General features: G+C 37.6%; 20 protein-coding genes. 10 read left to right on the top strand and 10 right to left on the bottom strand.

All coding sequences use genetic code 11. The features are described 5' to 3' along the window. Positions 1–336: 336 nt before the first annotated feature. Positions 337–1,044, top strand: a complete 708-nt coding sequence (locus IW16_RS12305) for a porin family protein (protein WP_034744572.1) — start codon at positions 337–339, stop codon at positions 1,042–1,044. A gap of 150 nt (positions 1,045–1,194) precedes the next feature. Here IW16_RS12305 and IW16_RS12300 read toward each other — a convergent pair whose 3' ends face one another. The 6 genes from IW16_RS12300 to IW16_RS12275 form a co-directional block, all read right to left on the bottom strand. Then, entirely contained in the window at positions 1,195–2,142 is a 948-nt protein-coding gene (locus IW16_RS12300) for a glycerophosphodiester phosphodiesterase family protein (protein WP_034744569.1), read from the bottom strand. Positions 2,143–2,286: 144 nt separating this feature from the next. Beyond that, a complete protein-coding gene (gene purF, locus IW16_RS12295) occupies positions 2,287–3,786 on the bottom strand; it encodes an amidophosphoribosyltransferase (RefSeq protein WP_034744566.1) in 1,500 nt (499 codons plus the stop codon). 269 nt (positions 3,787–4,055) lie between these two features. Then, positions 4,056–4,775 carry a phosphoribosylaminoimidazolesuccinocarboxamide synthase gene (purC, locus tag IW16_RS12290; RefSeq protein WP_034744558.1) on the bottom strand — a complete coding sequence of 240 codons (720 nt, stop codon included), beginning with the start codon at positions 4,773–4,775 and terminating at the stop codon, positions 4,056–4,058. 33 nt (positions 4,776–4,808) lie between these two features. Beyond that, positions 4,809–5,504 carry a DUF3307 domain-containing protein gene (locus IW16_RS12285; protein ID WP_034744556.1) on the bottom strand — a complete coding sequence of 232 codons (696 nt, stop codon included), beginning with the start codon at positions 5,502–5,504 and terminating at the stop codon, positions 4,809–4,811. Positions 5,505–5,506: 2 nt separating this feature from the next. Next, positions 5,507–6,112 carry a SatD family protein gene (locus IW16_RS12280; RefSeq protein WP_034744552.1) on the bottom strand — a complete coding sequence of 202 codons (606 nt, stop codon included), beginning with the start codon at positions 6,110–6,112 and terminating at the stop codon, positions 5,507–5,509. A 226-nt stretch (positions 6,113–6,338) separates the two neighbouring features. After that, complete coding sequence (locus IW16_RS12275) at positions 6,339–8,219, bottom strand: endonuclease (RefSeq protein ID WP_034744549.1); 1,881 nt, start codon at positions 8,217–8,219, stop codon at positions 6,339–6,341. A gap of 192 nt (positions 8,220–8,411) precedes the next feature. Between IW16_RS12275 and IW16_RS12270 the strand changes: the two genes are divergently transcribed. From IW16_RS12270 to IW16_RS12235, 8 genes are all read left to right on the top strand, one after another. Further along, positions 8,412–9,551, top strand: a complete 1,140-nt coding sequence (locus IW16_RS12270) for an acyl-CoA dehydrogenase family protein (RefSeq protein WP_034744547.1) — start codon at positions 8,412–8,414, stop codon at positions 9,549–9,551. Positions 9,552–9,789: 238 nt separating this feature from the next. Continuing rightward, positions 9,790–12,720 (top strand): reprolysin-like metallopeptidase, encoded by a 2,931-nt coding sequence (locus IW16_RS12265; protein ID WP_034744543.1) that lies wholly within the window; start codon positions 9,790–9,792, stop codon positions 12,718–12,720. Positions 12,721–13,244: 524 nt separating this feature from the next. After that, a complete protein-coding gene (locus IW16_RS12260; RefSeq protein ID WP_034744541.1) occupies positions 13,245–13,961 on the top strand; it encodes a glycohydrolase toxin TNT-related protein in 717 nt (238 codons plus the stop codon). A 10-nt stretch (positions 13,962–13,971) separates the two neighbouring features. Further along, on the top strand, positions 13,972–14,391 hold the full coding sequence (locus IW16_RS12255) for a hypothetical protein (protein ID WP_034744539.1): 420 nt from the start codon (positions 13,972–13,974) through the stop codon (positions 14,389–14,391). 195 nt (positions 14,392–14,586) lie between these two features. After that, positions 14,587–15,054, top strand: a complete 468-nt coding sequence (locus IW16_RS12250) for a pyrophosphohydrolase domain-containing protein (protein WP_034744534.1) — start codon at positions 14,587–14,589, stop codon at positions 15,052–15,054. A 1-nt stretch (position 15,055) separates the two neighbouring features. Beyond that, positions 15,056–15,622 (top strand): TlpA family protein disulfide reductase, encoded by a 567-nt coding sequence (locus IW16_RS12245; RefSeq protein ID WP_034744532.1) that lies wholly within the window; start codon positions 15,056–15,058, stop codon positions 15,620–15,622. A gap of 2 nt (positions 15,623–15,624) precedes the next feature. Beyond that, positions 15,625–16,230, top strand: coding sequence for a DUF4230 domain-containing protein (locus IW16_RS12240; RefSeq protein ID WP_034744529.1), 606 nt, complete (start codon positions 15,625–15,627; stop codon positions 16,228–16,230). A 12-nt stretch (positions 16,231–16,242) separates the two neighbouring features. After that, positions 16,243–16,425 carry a hypothetical protein gene (locus IW16_RS12235; protein WP_034744526.1) on the top strand — a complete coding sequence of 61 codons (183 nt, stop codon included), beginning with the start codon at positions 16,243–16,245 and terminating at the stop codon, positions 16,423–16,425. Positions 16,426–16,550: 125 nt separating this feature from the next. Here the strand turns inward: IW16_RS12235 and leuB are convergent, their stop codons facing one another. From leuB to IW16_RS12215, 4 genes are read right to left on the bottom strand one after another with little or no spacing between them, the layout of a single operon-like run. Then, complete coding sequence (gene leuB, locus IW16_RS12230) at positions 16,551–17,675, bottom strand: 3-isopropylmalate dehydrogenase (protein ID WP_034744523.1); 1,125 nt, start codon at positions 17,673–17,675, stop codon at positions 16,551–16,553. After that, positions 17,656–18,261: a 3-isopropylmalate dehydratase small subunit gene (leuD, locus tag IW16_RS12225; protein WP_034744519.1), complete on the bottom strand. Its 606-nt coding sequence runs from the start codon at positions 18,259–18,261 to the stop codon at positions 17,656–17,658. Before leuD ends, leuB begins: the two co-directional genes overlap by 20 nt. Before the next feature lie 17 nt (positions 18,262–18,278). Then, entirely contained in the window at positions 18,279–19,667 is a 1,389-nt protein-coding gene (gene leuC, locus IW16_RS12220; RefSeq protein ID WP_034744518.1) for a 3-isopropylmalate dehydratase large subunit, read from the bottom strand. Between the two features lie 33 nt (positions 19,668–19,700). Further along, complete coding sequence (locus IW16_RS12215) at positions 19,701–20,864, bottom strand: 2-isopropylmalate synthase (protein ID WP_084694541.1); 1,164 nt, start codon at positions 20,862–20,864, stop codon at positions 19,701–19,703. Positions 20,865–21,010: 146 nt separating this feature from the next. Here IW16_RS12215 and IW16_RS12210 point away from each other — a divergent pair, with 146 nt between their 5' ends. Further along, positions 21,011–22,555 carry a hypothetical protein gene (locus tag IW16_RS12210; RefSeq protein ID WP_034744513.1) on the top strand — a complete coding sequence of 515 codons (1,545 nt, stop codon included), beginning with the start codon at positions 21,011–21,013 and terminating at the stop codon, positions 22,553–22,555. Positions 22,556–22,560: the final 5 nt, after the last annotated feature.

The following is a 22,560-nucleotide window of genomic DNA, read 5'->3' as shown; positions in this document are numbered from 1 at the left end:
TTGTCTTTCAGCTTAAAAAAAACAGTTTCTCTTTGCAGTTTCTGTAGAAAATTATTTTTAGTCTGTAGTTATTTTTATTTTTTTTACTGTTCGATTCTATGTTAAATTATTAACAATAAAAACATTTTAACTTAAAATTGAATTAATAAAACAGATTTATACAACATAATTTTTCATAAAAATTGGTTAAAAGAACAAAAATCACAATAGTAAAAACTACTGCTATAGCCCTTAAAATAAGGCTTTTCTGAGTTTGGCAAGCATTTTGCAAAATAATAGACGTCTGATTGAAAAATCAGCTAAGAAGTACAAAAGTAAAATTAAAAAAATAAAATTATGAAGAAGTTATTTCTAGGGTTGGCAGTTACTGCTGGCATGATGACATTTGCTCAAGAAACAAAAACAGTAACGCCAGATCCAATCAAAAAAGAAAAACAACCTATCAGATTCGGTATTAAAGCGGGTGGGAATTCTGCCTATTTCAGCGATCAGAAATTAAGCCTTAACAATCAAAAAGTTGGATTCCATGCCGGGGTTTTAGTTAACATTCCACTTTCTGAGAAATTCAGTTTACAACCAGAGGTTTTATATAACCAATTAGGAGCAAGAAGCGTTATCTCTTCTACAGATGTAACGACAGGTGCTACTAACGTTAAAACGAAAAGCGAGTACAAAACTACGATGAACTATATTTCAGTTCCTTTAATGGTACAAATGAGACCTACTGAAAGATTTTATGTAGAAGCGGGACCTGAATTCAGTTATTTCATCAACGGAAAAAATTCCGGAGACAGTACTATTTCTACAACAACAGGAGGTATTACAACAACTCAGTCTGTATCTAACTCTCAGGATATCGAAAAAGATAACATTAACAAGTTTAATTTAGGTCTTGGTTTAGGTCTTGGATATGATATTACCCAAAATTTAGGGATCAACGCAAGATACATCAACAGTCTTACAGACATGAGAAATCAGAAGCCTGAAGGTACTGAAGCATTAAACCACAGAGCGTTTCAGTTAGGTCTGAATTACAAATTCTAATCAGAGACAATCAATTATTTAACCTATAGTAAAGTCCGGATTTAATTTTTTTAAGTCCGGACTTTCGTTTTTTGTTGACGCTGAATTTGAGAAGTAAGAGTCAAAAGTCATAACATCAAATCCGCTCCTATTATCCATAACACCATCTGGTTACTCAAATATTCGAGGATCATCGCTGATGACTCCGTCTATCCCCATATCTTTTAATTCTTTTAATCTTTCTTTAGTATTCACGGTCCATGGTATGACCTTCATTCCCAAAGCGTGGCATTCCTGTACAAGTTTTGAAGTAACGAGGGTGTGATCAGGACTGTAAATAGTTGGGGTAAAGCTTAAAAACTTCATATCTCCGGCTACACCACTCAAATGATCTGGATACTGTCTGAATTTTTCGACCGGTATATTTTCAAAATGAGTCTGCTGCTGTGCTATCTTTTGATCATCCACTCTTTCTACAAGCAGAGCAGTCATAATTTCAGGATATTGCTTATGAATGATTTCCAGTGTTCTGGGATCAAACGACTGAATAATCACCCGATCCTGAATGCCTTTCTTCACAATAATGTTCATCATCAGATCTACAAATTCTCTGGGTTCCGGATGAAATATATTGTCAGAAAAAGGGCGTGTTTTAGTTTCTATATTATAAAAAGGCAATGGTCTTTTCAGTTCGCGGGAGTAAGCCTCACATGCATCGATCACGTCTGCAAAAAGAGGTTTTTGAACCTTCATCTTCTTTTGGTCAGGATATCGGTCAAGCTTCTTTAAACCTACGTCAAATGTCCGAATCTTGGCATAAGGCATATCATAAATTTTATAGTAAAATCCGGAGTCTTTCGGAATATACGTTCCATCCGGCTTTGTTATTAATTCAGGAGAAAGGAAAGCATCATGGGAAAGGATTACTTTTTTGTCCTTCGTGACAGCAAGGTCCATTTCCAGCGTTGTGACATTCATTTTCAGGGCATTCTTCATTGCCGGGATTGTATTTTCGGGGTATAAGGACTTTCCTCCGCGGTGCGCCTGATTATCGAAAGACTGCGAGGAATACCATTGTGTAAATACCAGAAAAGCACCCGTTAAAAATACGTTCTTCATATCGTGAAATTTTAAAGGAACAAATTTAGAATTTGCTTTAGCAAGGTATAATACAAGAATATTAAGCTTTTAATACATTTCTAAAAACAAAAAAAGCCAGACTTAATGCCTGGCTTCTTCTTTTTTATCTCGAATGGTAGACTATTAATTAAATAATTCTACCTCCTCTCCTTTTCCTACCGGATATTCTTCTGTGAAACATCCGAAACAGTGGTTGGAGGATCCTAAAATTTCTTTAAGGTTTTCTGTGCTTAAAAACTCCAGAGAGTCTACTCCCAGATAATCTCTAAGCTCTTCCGTTGTCATATTTGCGGAGATCAGATCATCTTTTGAAGGAGTATCAATTCCTAAGTAGCATGGTGCGATAATAGGTGGAGAAACACTTCTGAAATGAATCTCTTTTACGCCTGCATCTTTAAGAATCTTTACCAATCTTTTGGAGGTCGTTCCTCTTACGATAGAATCGTCGATGATCACTACTCTTTTATCCTTGATCTCTGAAATAATAGGGTTCAGTTTAAGGTTCACTACCCTTTCTCTCATTTCCTGTGTAGGGACAATGAAACTTCTTCCGATGTATCTGTTTTTGATCAGAACAGGCCGGAAAGGGATCCCGGAAGCTTTAGAGAAACCGATAGCAGCAGGAACTCCAGAATCTGGAACTCCAATCACAATATCAGCATCTACAGGTGCCTGCTCCCAAATTTTCTCCCCTGATTTTTCTCTGATCTCGTATACATTGATGTTTTCTAAAGTAGAGTCAGGTCTTGCAAAGTAAATATATTCAAAAGAACATATTCTCTGTTTTCCTCTTCCTTCGTTAACCATATAAGACTGAAGTTTTCCAGGCTCATTTTCATTGGTATAGATAATCTCTCCAGGAAGAATATCACGTACGTACTGAGCGCCTACAGCATCCAGTGCCACAGATTCAGAAGCTACCACATAAGTATTTTCGTCAACAGCTCCTAAAACCAACGGACGGATCCCGTTGAAATCTCTGAATGCAAAGAATTTATTTCTCGTCATTCCCACTACAGAATAAGCGCCTTCAATTTTCTCCATGGTGGCTTTGATAGCTCCACGAAGTCCTAAATCAAGATTTTTCTGGATCAATCTTAAAATAACCTCAGAATCGGAAGTTGCTCTGAAAACTACGCCTTCAGCTTCCAATTCATTTTTTAATTCTCTCGCATTGGTAAGATTACCATTGTGTGCTATAGAAAGAATAATCTGGTCGTATTCGTTTTTCGCGAAGAACGGCTGGAAATTATACTTCTTTTTATCTCCTGCAGTGGTATAACGGGTATGCCCTATTGCAGAATTTCCCATAAAAGCCTCAGGTTCCTGAATTTCTTTATAAACGTCTAAAACCAGTCCTTCATCTTTCATATTGGTGATCTTTCCGTTCTTTAATACGGAAATACCACAGGCTTCCTGACCTCTGTGTTGCAGGGCAAAAAGTCCGAACTGTGAAAGAGAGAACGTATCCAGATCATTATCAGAATACAGTCCGAAGATACCGCACTCCTCATTGGGAGCATCAAGCCTTTCTTCTTCCTGCGTTCTGAGAAGATTCCTTCCGTAGGTCTGGCCTTTAAACTGTTTTAAATATTCACTTTTATGAATGTCTAAACTTTTCATTTCTATTTTTTCTAAATTAGAAGTTAGATATTAGTCTAAGTCAACTTCAATTATAATTTTAAACTTTCTTTTAATGAGTATATCATTTTCTGAATTTCAGCTAAAAGTTCTTTTAAAGGTACAATTTTAGCTTCAGAAATATTAGACGGTAGTGAAACTGCACATCTTCTGATTTGAGCAGAAACCAAACAGACCTCTTTTACCAAAGCCATTGATTTCTTCTATCCGGTGTGGTTTCATCCTAATTTCTAATATCTAACTTCTCAAATTTATTTACCAAGTAAATTTTTCAGTCTGTTATAGATCTCCACGTAGGCTTCGGTAACTTCTCCAAGATCTCTTCTGAATCTGTCTTTATCAAGCTTCTTCATCGTATCTTTATCCCAAAGTCTGCATGTATCAGGAGAAATTTCGTCTGCAAGGATGATCTCCCCATCTGCTGTTTTTCCCAATTCGATTTTAAAATCAACCAGGATGATATTCATTTTATCAAAAAGATCGATTAGAATTTCGTTGATTCCAGCAGTAAGCTTATACATTTCATCAAGCTCCTCGTAAGTTGCTGCTCCTAAGAAAACGGCGTGGTGATCATTGATAAGCGGATCTCCCAATTCGTCTTTTTTGTAGCAGATATCAAAAATGGTAACCGGAGATTTAATTCCTTCTTCCACTCCTAATCTTTGAGCCATACTTCCGGCAGAATAATTTCTTACTACCATTTCCAATGGAATGATAGAAACTTTTTTTACCAACTGCTCTCTTTCGTCTAATTGTTTAATGAAATGAGTTTTAACCCCTTTTTCATTTAAGTATTCAAAAATCAGGGTAGTGATCGCGTTGTTCATTTCGCCTTTAAGATCAACCTGTCCTCTTTTCTGAGCATTAAATGCTGTAGCGTCGTCTTTAAAACGTACTACTACTTCATTAGGGTTATCGGTAGCAAATACCTGTTTTGCTTTACCTTCGTACAACATTTCTTTCTTTTCCATTTCTAAATTCTTATTAGTTAGATTTATTTTATATTACTTAATTAAAATTCCTGTTAAAACAGCCAATCCAAAACTCAGTAACGTACCTATCAATACATATTCCGTGAGTTTTCTCTGCTTGGCCTGTGCCAGATCACTAAATCTGAAAACTGATTTGGCAGCCACCATAAAACCTACCCCTTCCCAATGGTTCACCATAATAAAGGTAAAAACCAGAAGTCGTTCCAAAATTCCGATATACTTTCCTGCACTTGATAAAGATTCGGTTTGTAAACTGCTTTGTGTTTCCGGAACCGGTGTCCATGAAGACAATAATATTTTAATGAAAATGGAAGCCGGTGTCGTCAGAAATAATGCCGCCATTACTATTTTTAAAAATTCCTGATTGTTCAGAAAATCAAAACTGAATTCCTTACCATAGAAAGAAATTCCGGTAATTACAAAAACATGAAGCAGCTGATCAATAAAAAACCAATTTTTCTTATTTTTTACCGTTTGAAAGCTCAGTTTTGAAGCATCAATAATAAAATGGGTAATCCCTATCACCAGCGAAATCCACCATACATCTGTGTTCCAGAGAAAAATAAAGCTTAAAACAGTATGAATCAGAACGTGCAGATATAGATATGGACTTTTCAGCTTACGGCGTTCTTTATCGGCAACCCAAGAATTTGGCTGAAGAATAAAATCTCCGAGTAAATGTGCCAATATGAGTTTAGTAAAGATCATGCTTACAGTTCTGAGATTTTCTTTCTAAAATATTGATTAGTTTCTACGATAAGTTCGTAGTTAGCGCGTTTCAGTCTCTGACTTACAGAGGACTGTGAAATAGCAAATTTCCTGGCCAGGTCTTCCTGTGTGAGATCCTGGTTCATGATCATTTCATGAATGATCTCTGCTGTAGCGACCGTCCAGCTGTCGAAATCTTTTGAGGACCATTTCAAGAGGATATTTAAATCCCGGTCTACGGCTTCATTTGATGTTTTTATAGAGACGGTGTGTCCGTCGCTTTTCAAATCGTTCAGCAGACGTCCCGAATGTACATAAGCTGTTCCGTTGGACTCAGTGATTTTTTCGGAGGAAAAATTCTCTTCACCAATACCTATGGCAATTCTTACATCTAAATTTTCCTGACTTCTTATGAGGGATTTTATGGCTAGAAAACGCCAGAACACTTCATCAATGCTGCATTTGAACTGGAATTCGTCTCCTCTGTAGATTTCCCATGCGAGCGGTGAACTTCCCCAATTTTCCAGGAGATTCTTAAGTCTGGTGATCCAAACTTCCGTGTCTGCATGCTGTGAATTTATAATATCACCGGTTATGACCGCTATCATTATGCAAATATAAGCATAATTACTTATAAATAAAAAATATAAGCAGAAACACTTATAGATAATGATTATTAGTGAATCTGCTTATATCGATTATGTATTGTTTATAAGGTTTTTAACGAATACTGCAAATACAGAGACTTCATTTTTATAACCTGTAAAGTGAATAATTTTCTTCTTTTTCACCAACCTGCTTCCCCCAAACATTCAATGGCCAGTTGATTTCTATTTATTTTTTAATAAACTGATAGGCTTTATCATCAATCTTTAAGAAATATAAACCATGCGGCAGACTCTGCACAGAAATATTTTTCTTATTTCTGAACGGATCTTTCTCTGTATAGATAACTTTTCCTGAAGCATCCAGTACCTGCGCTACTTTCGCATCCTGAGCTTCTCCACTTACGAAAAGATCATCATGAACAGGGTTCGGATATATTTTAAACCCTTTATTAGAGGTAATAAGATCGGCTGTAGATAATGTTCCTCCGAGATTCTGACAGTAATCCAAAGGATAAGAGTCCCACTCCCCTAAAGTGAATGTACTTGATGGCTGACTTACGGTGTTCTTTCTGTAAAGAGAAACATCTCCGTATGAATTGCTTGTAAATTTACTTCCTATAGCATCAATCGTTGTCGATTTATAGATTAACTCAACATATTGGGTTCCTGAAAAATTCAGGGCATCACCTGCTGTAAGAAAACGCGCATCATTATTAGTGTAACATGACAGTGCAGATTTAGGGTTCAGAATAACGAAATTTTTATTATTGGGTATTTTTCCCTCAAGTTCAAAACTGTTGCCAAAATAATAAGAACCGGTTAAACTATTGTAATACTGTACCCTTACCTTGTAATTGTTTAAATCTACTTCATGACCGGTCCTGTTTACAATTTCCAGAGCCTTGTTACTGTCTGTACCTTCAATATATTTAACGATAAAAAGATCTCTTGAGTTGGTGTCAGCAGCTGATGTAGACACTGTAATCACATTGCTGTCTGAAGACTGAAGATACCCCTGATCATATGCTTTTACAGTAAACGTATAAGAGGTGGAAGGCGTCAGATGATCAATTACTATTGATGTAGATTTTGTGGTGGCCACTAAAGCACCATTCTGATAAATATTATATCCCGTAACATCTGAACTTGTACTGGGCGACCATGCTAAATGAGTGTAGTAAGCTCCGGATTGGACGGTATTTAAGTTTAAAGGCGCCTCTGGCACAACAGCATCCGGCGTCTGCACCCAAATAGAATTCACCCATTGAGGATGATCAATAAAGGGATTTCTATTATTCTGAATGGTATAGATGGCATTATTCCGATCTGTTTCCCTTTGGGATACAGGGTCCTGGAGATGCCACTGGAGAAGCATAGAAATATAGGCTGGATCAAAAGCACGCTCTGCCGTTCCATCAAAAGGAGAACGGTCTATCGCAGGATTAATATTGGTAAAATAATTAAATGAAGGCAGTTTATCTTCATATCTTACTGCAAAATAAAGCAACATTCTTGCAATATCTCCTTTAAATTCATCAATAGGCTCGTACACCCTGTTGGTATAGACATAATTGGGAATAGCACTGTTGGCTATTTTAGATGAATTTGAAAATGTATAATGAACTGTGGAATTCCCAACTCCATATGGATAATTATTTCTAAGCTGATTGATTCGTGCGTCCGTAGGAATCACAAAATGCAAATCAGAATACATTGGATAATTACTGTTAAAAGTACTTTGCGGCACAGCATGTTCCCTGTTGTATCCTAATCCTTCAGCACCAGAAGTACTTATTAAGTTGGCTGATGTATATTCATAAGCATCAGCTCCGGCAGGAATTTCTGAATAAATATCTAATAATATATAATCTCCATTTACAGGGTTATTGGTAGTATTATGATCATAGTAAACATCTAAATCTGTCTGTTTATACAGATTGGGTAAATCACTGTAATGCCAGTTGACATTCTTTGCAGCAATGATATCATGCAATTTAGACTTCAGCGCGTAGCCTGTAAGTCCCACTGTTCCGTCATAATATCCAGCCGGAGCCTGGGCAGAAATATAAGACGAAATAAGAATAATAGGTAGTAGAAGTTTTTTCATTCCTTAAAAATTGGGTGGCTAAAATAGTAAATTAAAACACTTAAAGTTCTGAATAAATTATTAAAAAATCATTAATTATCGAAATATAAAAAATTGATTATTAAAATATTGCCAAAAGAATATTATGAGTTAAATAATTATTTTTGGCTTTCCGTCAATTTAATTATCTTTGGGCACTAACTATTTATCTATATGAATACAGAGACTATTGACAACATTAAAATGATAGCGGAAACAGCAAAAGAATTTGCTGAGAAAAATATCAGACCGAATATTATGGAGTGGGACGAGAGCCAGACATTTCCAAAAGACTTATTTCACCAGTTAGGAGAAATGGGATTTATGGGGATTGTAGTTCCCGAGCAGTACGGAGGTTCCGGTTTAGGCTATCATGAATATGTTGCTATTCTGGATGAAATCTCTCAGGTAGACCCTTCTATCGGGCTTTCTGTAGCGGCACACAATTCACTTTGTACCAATCATATTTATGAGTTCGGGAATGAAGAGCAGAGAAATAAATGGCTTCCACAGCTTGCTTCAGGAAAAGTAATCGGAGCATGGGGTCTTACTGAGCACAATACAGGTTCTGATTCAGGAGGTATGTCTACGACTGCTGTAAAAGATGGCGATGAGTGGATTATCAACGGAGCTAAAAACTTTATTACTCACGCTATCTCAGGAGATATCGCAGTAGTGATGACCAGAACAGGGGAAATTGGAGCTAAAAACAACTCAACTGCTTTCGTTTTGGAAAAAGGAATGCCGGGTTTCACATCGGGTAAGAAAGAAAACAAACTGGGGATGCGTGCTTCTGAAACTGCTGAGCTTATTTTTGACAGCGTTCGTGTACCGGATTCGCACCGTTTAGGAGAAGTAGGAGAAGGATTCAAGCAAGCTATGAAAATACTTGACGGAGGAAGAATCTCTATCGCTGCTTTAAGTTTAGGTACAGCAAGAGGTGCTTACAAAGCCGCTTTAAAATATGCAAAAGAAAGACATCAGTTTGGAAAAGCAATCGCTGAATTCCAGGCGATCAACTTCATGCTTGCTGATATGGCGACTGAAATTGATGCTGCTGAGCTTTTGATTCAAAGAGCTTCTACTTTGAAAAATGCTAAACAAAAAATGACTAAAGAAGGTGCAATGGCAAAATTGTATGCTTCTGAGGCATGTGTAAGAATTTCCAACAATGCTGTTCAGATTTTCGGAGGTTATGGTTATACAAAAGATTTCCCTGCTGAGAAATTCTACAGAGATTCTAAATTATGCACAATCGGTGAAGGAACTTCAGAAATTCAAAGAATGGTAATCGGAAGAGACATCACAAAATAATTCATCATTTTTGAATTTCTGACCTGGAAACTCAATTGAGAATTATTCACTAATAAATGAATAGCACACGTATTTTACGTGTGCTATTTTCTTTTTTTGAGATAATAGATTTTCAAGTATATTCAATGTAAAGCATAATATCTTACACGAAGACTCTAAATTTTTCTTAAATAATTTTGTTTTTCGTAATATAATTTTTATTAGCTTTGATATTCCACAACCAAAACAAATAATTAATATGAAAAAACAATTATCCATGATTGGAATGCTTCTGATTACAGGCATTTCTTTCGCGCAGACTGACCGTCTCTGGAGCGAAGGTTCAAAAAAAGCACCTTCAGACATTTTTGAAAACAAAACCCAAATCAATAATCCTAAGATTTACAGTTTAGATTTTGCAGGATTAAAAAACGCACTCGCAAGAGCTCCCAAAAGACTTGCCGCGGGAGAGAAATCTGAGATCATTATTTCTTTTCCCAATTCGGAAGGAAAGATGGAGAATTTTAAAGTAAGGGAAAATTCAAACTTTGACCCTCAGCTTGCCGCGAAATATCCGGATATCAAGTCTTATGTAGGCGAAGGCCTTACCGATTCCAATTCAACAGTCTATTTCAGTATTTCTTCACTCGGACTGTCTTCTATGGAAATTTACGGTGATAAATCTGCCGTTTTCATTGAACCATATACTAAAGACCTTTCTTCTTACGTCGTGTACAAAAAGTCCGACAAAAAAGACAATCTCAACAAATTTGAATGTACCGTCATCGACGTAGCTCAAAAAGGAGTATCCGGTGCAAATATCGCTGCAAGACCCAATGCAGATGATGCCAAACTGAGAACATTCAGACTTGCCCTGTCAACTACCGGAGAATATACGGTATATTTCGGAGGAACCAAAGCGAATGCACTGGCTGCCATCAACAATACCATGACCCGTGTCAACGGCGTTTTTGAAAAAGATTTTGCAGCAAGAATGGTACTGATTGCCAATAATGACGCTGTTATCTACACCAATGCTTCTACAGACCCTTATTCTGCAGCTTCAGGAATGAGTAGCTGGAACTCTCAGCTTCAAAGTACCCTGACATCAGTAATCGGTGAGGCAAATTATGACATCGGACATTTATTCGGAGCTTCCGGAGGAGGAGGAAACGCCGGATGTATCGGATGTATCTGTACAAACGGATCGAAAGGAAGCGGATATACTTCTCCTGCAGACGCTATTCCTTCGGGAGATAATTTCGATATTGACTATGTAGCTCATGAAATGGGACATCAGTTTGGAGGAAACCATACCTTCTCTCATGGCAATGAAGGCACAGGTGTGAATATGGAACCCGGCTCAGGATCAACGATCATGGGTTATGCCGGAATTACCGGCCAGGATGTACAGCCTCACTCAGACGCATTCTTCCACGCAGTAAGCATCCAGCAGATCACCAACAATATTAAAGCTAAAACATGTCCGGTAAGCACCTCGACAGGAAATGCTATTCCTACAGCTAATGCCGGCCTTGATTATACCATTCCAAAAGGAACACCATTCATGCTGACAGGAACAGGAACCGATGCTAATGGAGATTCATTAACCTATATCTGGGAACAGATGGACAATGCATCATCTTCACAAACAGGTGCCAGTTCTGCAGCAAGTGCTACAAAGGCAACAGGTCCAACCTTCAGATCATGGACTCCTCAAACTACCCCAACAAGATATTTCCCAAGAATGGCCTCTGTATTAACCGGAGCCACGACTACCGCTGGTTCAGAGATCGCGGTAGAAGCTTTATCGAATGTAGCACGATCATTAAATTTCAGATTTACAGTTCGTGACAACAGAGCGGGAGGTTCAGGAAATAATTCTGACGACGCACTGATTACCGTAAATGCAACAGCAGGACCATTCAGCGTATCTTCACAAAACTCAGCGACATCCTATGCAGGAGGAAGCTCCCAGACCGTTACCTGGAATGTAGCAGGAACTACTGCCAACAACGTAAATGCTGCTAATGTAGACATCCTTTGGTCTACAGACAGCGGAAACACATGGACTACCCTTCTTGCCGGAACTCCAAATGATGGATCCCAGGCTGTAACAATCCCTAATTCATCCACAACAACAGGAAGAATCATGGTAAAAGGGTCCAACCATATTTTCTTTGACGTGAACAATGCCAACATCACTGTTAATGCAGGATCAGGTACAGACACTGTAGCCCCTACAGCTCCTACCCTTGCAGCTTCAGGTACTACAGCAACAACAACCAATCTTTCATGGAGTGGCGCTACAGATAATGTAGGCGTTACAGGATATGATGTCTACATGAACGGATCAATGATCGGCAATACAGCATCTACCACTTATACTGTAACAAGTTTAACACCTGCAACAACGTACAGCTTCACCGTTAAATCTAAAGATGCAGCAGGAAATGAGTCTCCTTCAAGCAATACAGTAAGCGTTACAACACTTTCAGGAGGTACCGTAACCTATTGTTCAGCTTCTGCCAACAATACAGCAGATGAGAGAATCGGAAACGTAAAATTCGGAACGATCAATAATACTTCAACGGGAACAGCCGGTTATGAAAACTTCACTTCAGTTTCTACCAACGTAACAAGAGGAAGCGCTTATACGGTGTCAATAACTCCGGTATGGACTTCAACTGTTTACAGCGAAGCTTATGCAGTGTACATCGATTATAACGGTGACGGTGACTTTACAGACAGCGGAGAATTGGCTTGGTCTAAAACAGGCTCTACTACAACTCCTGTAACCGGAAGCATTACAATTCCTGCAACAGCAACTGCCGGTTCTACAAGAATGAGAGTAATGATGCAGTACAGTTCTGTTCCAACATCTTCATGCGGTACATATACTTATGGCCAGGTTGAGGACTACACTCTGAATATTGTTTCTTCAGGAAGAGGAGAACTAACCTCCGATATCAAAGATCTGATCACTGATCTAAGACTGTATCCAAATCCTGTAAAAGATGTATTATACATTTCCAATACGACATCAGAAGATTATAAAATCTTCGACATGGGTGGAAAGCTAATTAATTCAGGAAAACTACAGAGAGGCAGTGTGAATGTAAGCGGACTTATCAAGGGCGCTTATATGATCCAGATCGGAGAAGCTGCCAAGCGATTCATTAAAAACTAATAACCATAAAGTAATCACTTTGAAAGGCCGTTCAGTAATGAGCGGTCTTTTTTTTGGGCCCTGTAGTCAGATAAAATGAGAATGGTTATTGAAAAAAGAGGAATGGACCCAACTCCTCAATCTTCTTTTTTAGTTAAAATAATTGATAATAGATAAATACATTTTACTAAAAATAAATATATTAACATATTTGACACATCAATATTATTTTATTTTTACAAATATTCACTACTATTTGATTTTTTTGAATTAAATTTATCCCTCAAAATTATCCTTCAACTGTACCGTTGAACCAGCATTCATCTGGGAAATTCTGAAATTGAATTTTCTGCAGTTGGTGATCCCACTGTTTCATTCCCTCTTATTTTTGATAAAAATTCGTTTTGCCTTAAAACACTTATTTTATGCTGATAAAAGCAGCTGTCGAAAACGGGTTCTGGCTGCCAAAATATATTTTAGATAATCAGCTCATTGCCGGGAGGAATGCGCTGAAAAAAAATTAAATAACCATTAAAACTTTTATTATGAAACATTTATTTAAGTACATTTTTGTTTTAGCAATTGCTTTTTCTTCAATTGCCTGTAACTCCGACAGAGAGGAGGAAATCGACGGTACAAATGGAGGCGTTACGCATGTCTTCTATAAAACTGCTGATGAATTTGCTGCCACCTACGATCCGGCAGGAACTGTAAATCAAACGATCAGAAACCAGGCATTTGATTTATACAAGCTTGGAAAATGGAGTGAGCTGGAAGCACTCTTTAAAGCTAATAGTTTAAACGGTGGCTGGCCTCCTGCTAATGGTGGATATAATATTTATGACGATATTCCTTTTCAGGCAGGTCAAAAATTTGACAGATACAGTGGAGCAGTTGGCAATTATAACGGAACAGATATTCCGACATTAGGAGGAAGTTTTACAAGCCCTATTATCAATGGATATGTGTATACTTTCTCTCAGAGAGCCCTAAATCAAACCGAAGACAAGTATGATTTTTATTACGAAATAGACGTTTTAAACAATGCATTACCTTTCAAATCTCAGGTAGCTGATGTCATTCCGTGGTTTAATCAAGCTGGTGGCGGTAAACAAACTATGTGGAAAATCCCTATTGATGTTACAACCGGTTATCAGAAAACATGGAATAAACTCGCAGCGGAAGGTTATGTGAAAATTACCATTAAAAGAAGTCCAAGCGGAAAATACACTAACTTAGTAGGCACCGTTATCCAGCAATAAATAAATTTCAATGTATTCAATTTCAAAAAAAATAGCCCTCAGTCAACAGGCCCGTATTGCCAGGAGCATTTTCAGCAATGAGGAAATTATTCCATCTGCCGTCACATCATTTACCTGTTGTGCATGCAGTCATGAAAATCCTATAACAATAACGCCCTACGAATCCGGATTTCCAATCTTTCAAATTTATAATGAGGACAAAGTTTTGTCTAAAAACGAACTGCTGCAAAATAAATTGGCCGCAGAAACTTCAGGCAGAATGATACATTTCGGCGAATTAACCGTCAATGATCTCCCTACCTTGTATTTTGGAACTCAATGCTCCTCCTGCCATTCAAAATACTTTTGTGTGTTCAGTTATGGTGAAAAACAACCTGGATTAACGGTCTTAAACATCTCCGGTATCTGGAAATATGAGGAATTGGATTGATTTATTTTGAATATGAAATATCTGACTACATACTATATTTTAGAAAAGTTTAAGAAACAGATAAATCCACAGTTTTTCAGCTGTGGATTTTTATTATACGATTGTTCTTTTTATCAGCATATCGGCCAGAATAAACAATCTGCATTATAAATTTTCCAAAATCGTTTTCTATCTTTGTGGTAAATAATAAAATTCATGGATAAAATTGACAGTCTGAACCAAGTTGCAGAATTCCACACTACGTTTAAAGCCCCTATTTTAGATACCCCACAGATTCCTTCTCAGGAAAGATGCAATCTTAGAGTTGAGCTTTTGCAGGAAGAATTAAATGAATTAAAACAGGCTATCGCAGATAATGATATTGTAGAAATCGCTGATGCATTATGTGATCTTCAGTATGTTTTAAGTGGCGCAGTACTGGAATTCGGACTTGGCAGTAAATTTGTAGAGCTATTCAACGAAGTTCAGCGTTCAAATATGTCTAAAGCGTGCGACAACGAAGAACAGGCAGAGGAAACTGTAGCATTTTATAAGGAAAAAGAAGTAGAATCTTTTTATGAAAAGTCAGGTGAGAAATTTAATGTCTACAGAAAAGCAGACCATAAAGTTCTTAAAAATAAGTACTACTCCCCTGCTGATTTAAAAACAATTATCGAAAAATAATATGAAAAAAATTATTACCCAAATAGTTGCCGTTTCAAGCCTTGTTTTGGCTTCCCAGCAGTTCAGCGCCCAAAAGGTAGTCATGAACCGGGAAGTAGAAACAAAGAATGATGGCAAAATGCTTTTGGGAAACCAATTCAAAGAGCAGTTTTTAAAAGCTCCCTATGCAGACTGGTATGTGAAAGAACATGATGAATATGCCATTGACCAGAAAGCTATTGACCAACTGAAAAAAGCCAAATTCACCACCTATTCGCTTGTTATATTTATGGGAACATGGTGTGAAGACAGCCACAGAGACTTCCCGAGACTGATGAAGATCCTTGAGGAACTGAAGTATCCTGATAATAAAATGACCATTATTGCTGTTAACCGTAAAAAGGAATCTCCTACCGGGGACGAAGTACGCTATAATATCCAGAAAGTCCCGACTATTATCGTAGAAAAATACGGTAAAGAGATTGGAAGGATTATAGAAATGCCTACCAGCGGATATATTGAAAGAGATCTTGCTGAAATAGTGAAAAAAGATGACGGTTCTGTAATCAAAGAAATTTTTAACAAATAGTGTTGAGAAATTATAAAGTAATCATATCATTTGCAGCGGGAATTATTGCGATGCTGATCCTGTTCTTCGGACTTAAATCATGTTTAAACCTTGGGGGGAAAACGGAAAAATCAGATTATTATATTCTGACCAACCAGATCTCCAAAATGAATAAAATGGTCGTCATGGAACAGAATGTTTCAAGTATGCAAAAAACCAAGATGGGCTACGAAGTGTTTGGAAAAGAGGTTTCAAACAACAGTATCATTACCTATACCAAGACCAATGCACAGGTTTCTTATGATCTTAACAAAATGAAAATAGAAGTAGATTCTATTAATAAAAAACTGGTTATTACTGAACTTCCCGATGCAGATATAAGAATTACGCCAAGTGTTGAGATTCAGTCGCTGGATGATTCTTTTTTCAACAGAATTTCTGAAAAGGACATTAAAAATGTGACGCAGAAAGCCAAGGAGAATGCTATGAAATCTATTGATCAGAACCAACTGAGGACTGAAGGACGTAAACAATTAATGGAAAATCTTAATAATATTTTCGTTTTGGCAAAAGCTTTGAATTATACTATAGAAGACGAAACCGGCAAGCTCGGTGTTTTAGGACTCTAAAAATAGAAAGCTATGGATTCAAAAGATAACAAAAAGAAAGAATCTGCCAACAGTGCGGAAACAAAAAAGCAGAATGAGGATTTTCAAAACATTCCTGCTTCATCTGAAAAAAGCAATCCCCCTGATGTTGATAAAGAAGATGTTCAAAAATCTTCAAAAAACAAATCAGGAAAAACGGATAATACGAAAAAATAAAAAAGAAAGGTTCTGCTCATTGGAGTGGAACCTTTTTAATAATTCCAGGCAGATAAAACAGAAAGGCTCCACTCATTTGAGCAGAACCTTTCTTACTATCTATTATTATATGGACTACTTCCTGATTATACGATCGTAGATTTTCCGATCTTGATATTTTCGAAATTGTAATAGGATTTTTCAGAATATTTAATGTAATCTGCAATAAAACTTCCCACTTCACCTGTGGAATAATGCTGCTCTGCATTAAGATCTACCGTAACATATCCGTTTTCAACAGCGTGCTCCACTGCTCTTCTTAATTTATCGGCGGCTTCAGGAAGCTCAAGATAATCCAGCATCATCGCTGTACTTAAGATTGACGCAACAGGATTGGCAATCCCTTTTCCTTTAGCCTGCGGATAGGATCCGTGAATCGGCTCAAATAATGCATTCTCCTCACCTACCGAAGCCGAGGGAAGAAGCCCGATAGAACCTCCAATCACACTGGCTTCATCAGAAATAATATCTCCGAACATATTTTCAGTTAAAATAACATCGAATTGTTTTGGATTTAAGACCAACTGCATTGCTGCATTGTCTACAAACATATAGTCCAGCTTCACATCAGGATATTGAAGAGCAATTTTCTGGCAGGTCTTTCTCCAAAGCCTTGAAGTATCCAAAACATTGGCCTTATCAATCAAGGTCAGTTTCTTTTTCCTTTTTTCTGCTTCTTTAAAAGCCATGTGTGCGATGGGAGTAATATCTTCAGTACTGTATCTGCAAACGTCATAAGCATACTTGCCATCAGGATCCGTAAATTTTTCGCCGAAATAAATCCCACTCACCAACTCTCTGAAAATCTGAATATCAGTCCCTTCAATGATTTCTCTTTTTAAAGGACTTTTCTCTATCAATGAAGGATAGGTTTTCAAAGGTCTGATATTGGCATACAATCCCAGTTCTTTACGGAGTTTCAGCAAACCTTGCTCAGGCCTTACTTTAGCCTCCGGATTATTGTCGAAAACAGGATCTCCGATTGCCCCGAAAAGAACAGCATCAGAATCTTTACAGATCTTTAATGTTTCGTCAGGGAGAGGATCGCCTGTTTTAAAAATAGCTTCTGCACCCATCAGCCCATAGGAAAACTGAAACTGACAGTGAAAGACTTCTGCCACAGCGTCCAATACTTTAATACTTTCACCGACCACTTCGGGTCCGATCCCATCTCCGGGAAGAACGGCAATTTTAAAATAACTGTTGCTCATACTTTTGTGTTTTTAGTTCAAATTCTTTTATCGCCTGTTTTTTGCTGATTAAAAAATCAATATCATCATAGCCGTTAAGAAGGCATATTTTTTTATAGGAATCCAATTCAAAGGTTTCGGTTTTCCCATTAAAGCTGATGGTCTGCAGTTCTACATCCACACTAATTTCCGACTCAGGATTCCGCGTAACATTCTTTAGAATATCTTTTAAAAATTCTTCTGAAACTTTTACGGGAAGCAAGCCGTTATTCAGGGCATTCCCTTTAAAAATATCTGCAAAGTAGCTTGAAACAATTACTTTAAAACCATAGTCTGTTAAAGACCATGCTGCATGTTCCCTGCTGCTTCCGCACCCGAAATTATTTCCTGCCACTAAAATCCCGCCACTGTATGCTGATTTGTTCAACACAAAATCAGGATCAGGCTCTCCTGTATGGATATTAAATCTCCAGTCCCTAAAGAGGTTTTCACCAAAGCCCTTTCTGTCAATACTTTTCAGGAATCTGGCCGGAATGATCTGGTCTGTGTCTATATTTTCTGCCGGCAATGGTACTGCACGGGATTGTATACGTTTTAATTTTTGCATGACGTCTGTCTGATCTTTTAGTTTAAATTTTCAAAAGTTGAAATTCTTCCTTCTATAGCAGCTTTTGCTGCAGTAAGCGGACTGGCAAGAATGGTTCTTGCCCCCTGTCCCTGTCTTCCCTCGAAATTCCTGTTTGACGTAGAAACACAATACTCTCCTTCCGGAATTTTGTCATCATTCATCGCAAGGCAGGCTGAACATCCCGGCTGACGAATCTGAAATCCTGCATCGCTGAATATTTTATCCAGACCTTCTTCATAGATCTGTTTTACAACCTGCTGGGAACCGGGAACAATCAGAGCGTTTACACTGGCGGATTTATTTTTTCCTTTAATATACTGTGCTGCTGAACGGAAATCTTCTATTCTTGCATTGGTACAGCTTCCGATGAATACATGGTGTACTTTAATGCCTGAAACCTCCTGACCTGCCTTCAGTCCCATATAACGCAGGGCTTTCTCTTCCGATTCATTTTGAGGAACAGGAATGACTTCATGCACAGAAATCCCCATACCCGGATTGGTTCCATAAGTGATCATTGGAAATATTTCTGAAGCATCGAAGCTTAATTCTTTGTCAAAAAAAGCTCCAGCATCTGTTTTAAGAGTTTTCCAGTACGCAAGCTTTTCAGCCCATTCTTCACCCTTCGGGGCAAAGGTTTTCCCTTTTACGTATTCAAAAGTTTTCTCATCCGGCGCGATCATTCCGCCTCTGGCACCCATTTCAATACTCATATTACAGACTGTCATTCTACCTTCCATGGACATTTCTTCGAAAATATTTCCCGCATATTCACAAAAATATCCTGTTCCTCCATCGGTCCCGATTTTAGAAATAATATAAAGAATTACATCTTTTGCCTGAACATTTTCATTCAGCTTTCCGTTTATTGTAATTCTCATCGATTTGGGTTTATCGAGCAACAGGCACTGACTGGCAAAAACCTGTGCGACCTGGCTGGTTCCAATCCCGAAAGCAATGGCCCCAAAAGCTCCATGAGTGGATGTATGACTGTCCCCGCACACCATACTCATCCCAGGTTGGGTAATCCCCAGTTCAGGAGCAATGATGTGTACAATTCCCTGGTATTCATGACCTAATCCAAATAATTCAATATTGTTTTTCTTACAGTTTTTTGTGAGCTGCTCCACCTGATTTCTTGAAAGCTCATCCCGTATTGGCTGATCCTGATGAAGAGTGGGAACATTATGATCTGCTGTCGCTACGATCTGATTTGGTCTGAAAATCTCCAGGTTTCTCGCTTCAAGTTCCGCAAAAGCCTGAGGGCTGGTAACTTCATGGATCAGATGTTTGTCTATATAAATAATTTGAGGTCCGTCCGGAATGGTTTCTACAACATGAGCATCCCAGACTTTATCAAAAAGTGTCTTTTTCTTGGTATCCATATTCTATTTTTCTATGATTTTAAAAATCAGTTACTACACTATTTTTCGGCTGCATGTTTCCATGATCATATAGAGATCATCATTTTTAATTTCTTTTTTCATGTCAGCAATCTTTAGAAATTCCTGATACAGATAGTCAAGCTCATTTTTAGTAATATCATAACCGATATGCTTAAACCTGTAGGCTAATGCGGAGCGTCCGCTTCTCGCTGTAAGAATAATGGATGATGCATTGACTCCCACTTCTTCCGGGTCTATGATTTCATAGGTTTCACGGTTTTTAATAACGCCGTCCTGATGGATTCCCGAGCTGTGAGCAAAAGCATTGGCTCCTACAATAGCTTTATTGGGCTGGACCGGCATTCCCATCAGGTCAGATACCATCAGACTCATTTCGTTAAGCATTCTGGAATTAATATCAGTATGAAAATTTAAATCCTTATGCTGTTTTAAAATCATCACAACTTCTTCGAGGGCTGTATTTCCTGCTCTTTCTCCCAATCCGTTGATTGTACATTCAATCTGACGCGCTCCATTGACCGCCCCTGAAATTGAATTGGCTGTTGCAAGCCCAAGATCATTGTGACAGTGGCATGACAGGATCGCTTTGTCAATGCCTTTGACGTTTTCTTTAAGGTATCTTATCTTCTGGCCATATTCCTCAGGAAGGCAGTATCCGGTCGTGTCCGGGATATTCAGGACTGTAGCCCCTGCCTTGATCACTTCTTCACAGACCTTTGCCAGATAAGCATTATCTGTTCTTCCGGCATCTTCTGCATAAAATTCTACATCTTCCACATAGCTTTTGGCATATTTTACAGCTTCTGCAGCGCGCTCCAGAATATCTTCACGGGTGGAGTTGAATTTATATTTAATGTGAGAATCAGAAGTTCCTATTCCTGTATGGATACGTGGCCTTTTTGCATATCTTAATGCCTCTGCAGCTACATCTATATCTTTTTTATTAGCTCTTGTCAGTCCGCAAACTCTGGCATTTTTTACCAGTTTCGAAATTTCTGAAACAGATTCAAAATCTCCGGGACTTGAAATCGGAAAACCAGCTTCAATAATATCAATCCCTAGCTTATCAAGCCTTTCGGCAATCATCAGCTTTTGCTTTGTATTCAGTTTACATCCGGGAACCTGTTCCCCATCCCTCAGCGTCGTATCAAAAATTTCAATTTTTTCGGAATTCATAATGAAGTTTTTTACTTAATTTTGATCAAAACTACTGCTTACAATATTTTTACGTTTTCATTTTTGCTGAAAATTACAATATTCAACGGCTGACAAATTAACCTCATTTATTTAATAATCAATTTATTACGTTTTATAAATTTACAATGGCAGAATTGCAGAAAGATTTTTTGTTTGTACTGATTAAGTCATTAACTACGTCCGAGAAACGACAGTTTAAACTTTACGTAAACCGTCTCGGAATCAATGTTGATGCTAAATTTTTACTCCTTTTTTCGGAACTTGATAAGATGAAAGAGTATGATGAATCGATCATCATTGAGAAAAAAATTTCGACCAAGCAACAGATATCCAATCTGAAAGCTCACCTGTACAAACAGATTCTGGTAAGCCTTCGAATGAACCCCAGCCACCAAAACTACCGCATACAGCTTAGGGAACAACTTGATTTTGCTACAATTCTCTATCAGAAAGGACTTTATAAACAGGCTCTTAAAATACTGGATAAAACCAAGCAGTCTGCTATGGAACTGGATGAAAAAAGCATTGCTTCTGAAATCATCGACCTTGAAAAGGTAATTGAATCACAGTTCATTACAAGAAGTATTAAGGGCCGGGCAGATGAACTAATCTCACAATCTACAGAGATCAGCCGACAGAACCATTACGCTACAGAACTTTCCAATCTTTCGCTGAAATTATACAGTGAAATGCTGACCCATGGCTATGTGAAAAATGACACCGACCGTGAAAAGATATTGGATCTTTTCAATGACCAGATCCAGAAAATTAAACTTGATAAATTAAACTTCACGGAAAAACTTTGGTATTTTAAAGCTCATGTCTGGAAGAACCAGTTACTGCAGGATTACAAATACACTCTTAAATATGCTTATCAATGGGTAGATATTTTTCATAAAAAGCCCGAAATGATCATCAGCCATCCGGTATGGTATATCAAAGGCAATACCTACCTTTTGAAAATACTGTTCATGTATGGGAACATTGATATTCTGGAGGAACGTTTTGAAAATTTTAATAAGATGGTGAATGCCCAGAATTTTACTCAGAATGAAAACCTGCAGGCCCTTATTTTTCTGACCCACTACAATACTTTAATGAATATTCATTTTGTAAAAGGTGAATTTTTTACAGGGACCAAACTTATTCCTGAAATTGAACTGAAAATGGAGCGGCTTAGAGAAAGAATTGACGAACACCACTTTATGATCCTGTATCTGAAAATGGCTGCGATGTTTTTTGGAAGCAAAAATTTTAAAAAGTCAATTGCCTATTCAACAAAGGTGGTTGAATGCAAAGGAAATGTTCAGGAAGATCTTCTTTTCCATACCCGTATCCTGCTTTTAATGGCGAAATATGAATCCGGAAACGATGAAGATTATGATGACTTGATCAATTCAACATTAAAATTTGCTAGAAAAATGAAGAAGCCTGAAGCATTTCATTTTGAAAGCATTCAGTTTTTTAAAAGCATTAATAATCTGGTATCAGGTAAACAGCAGAAAGCTTTTGAAGCTTTTGATGAAGTCCTTGAGGGATTTTCCACAAATGAATATTACAGAAGATCACTGTTCTATATTGATATTCATGGTTGGGTTCAATCAAAAGTCAAAAATGTTGATGTCATAGAGATTATCAAGGAGAAAGTAAGATATAAGAGGAAAAAGTAAAATCT

This window comes from Chryseobacterium vrystaatense, from assembly GCF_000737765.1.
Taxonomy (GTDB): domain Bacteria; phylum Bacteroidota; class Bacteroidia; order Flavobacteriales; family Weeksellaceae; genus Chryseobacterium; species Chryseobacterium vrystaatense.
Note: the sequence above shows the minus strand (reverse complement) of the source record. Positions and strands in the feature narration are given on the sequence as shown.

Coding starts and splice junctions, on each gene's coding strand:
- IW16_RS12245 (WP_034744532.1), top strand. CDS start 15,056: ATGAAAAAAATTATTACCCAAATAGTTGCCGTTTCAAGCCTTGTTTTG.
- purC (WP_034744558.1), bottom strand. CDS start 4,775: ATGGAAAAGAAAGAAATGTTGTACGAAGGTAAAGCAAAACAGGTATTT.
- IW16_RS12250 (WP_034744534.1), top strand. CDS start 14,587: ATGGATAAAATTGACAGTCTGAACCAAGTTGCAGAATTCCACACTACG.
- IW16_RS12260 (WP_034744541.1), top strand. CDS start 13,245: ATGAAACATTTATTTAAGTACATTTTTGTTTTAGCAATTGCTTTTTCT.
- IW16_RS12255 (WP_034744539.1), top strand. CDS start 13,972: ATGTATTCAATTTCAAAAAAAATAGCCCTCAGTCAACAGGCCCGTATT.
- IW16_RS12300 (WP_034744569.1), bottom strand. CDS start 2,142: ATGAAGAACGTATTTTTAACGGGTGCTTTTCTGGTATTTACACAATGG.
- IW16_RS12285 (WP_034744556.1), bottom strand. CDS start 5,504: ATGATCTTTACTAAACTCATATTGGCACATTTACTCGGAGATTTTATT.
- leuC (WP_034744518.1), bottom strand. CDS start 19,667: ATGGATACCAAGAAAAAGACACTTTTTGATAAAGTCTGGGATGCTCAT.
- leuB (WP_034744523.1), bottom strand. CDS start 17,675: ATGAGCAACAGTTATTTTAAAATTGCCGTTCTTCCCGGAGATGGGATC.
- leuD (WP_034744519.1), bottom strand. CDS start 18,261: ATGCAAAAATTAAAACGTATACAATCCCGTGCAGTACCATTGCCGGCA.
- IW16_RS12235 (WP_034744526.1), top strand. CDS start 16,243: ATGGATTCAAAAGATAACAAAAAGAAAGAATCTGCCAACAGTGCGGAA.
- IW16_RS12275 (WP_034744549.1), bottom strand. CDS start 8,219: ATGAAAAAACTTCTACTACCTATTATTCTTATTTCGTCTTATATTTCT.
- IW16_RS12210 (WP_034744513.1), top strand. CDS start 21,011: ATGGCAGAATTGCAGAAAGATTTTTTGTTTGTACTGATTAAGTCATTA.
- IW16_RS12265 (WP_034744543.1), top strand. CDS start 9,790: ATGAAAAAACAATTATCCATGATTGGAATGCTTCTGATTACAGGCATT.
- IW16_RS12270 (WP_034744547.1), top strand. CDS start 8,412: ATGAATACAGAGACTATTGACAACATTAAAATGATAGCGGAAACAGCA.
- purF (WP_034744566.1), bottom strand. CDS start 3,786: ATGAAAAGTTTAGACATTCATAAAAGTGAATATTTAAAACAGTTTAAA.
- IW16_RS12305 (WP_034744572.1), top strand. CDS start 337: ATGAAGAAGTTATTTCTAGGGTTGGCAGTTACTGCTGGCATGATGACA.
- IW16_RS12280 (WP_034744552.1), bottom strand. CDS start 6,112: ATGATAGCGGTCATAACCGGTGATATTATAAATTCACAGCATGCAGAC.
- IW16_RS12215 (WP_084694541.1), bottom strand. CDS start 20,864: ATGAATTCCGAAAAAATTGAAATTTTTGATACGACGCTGAGGGATGGG.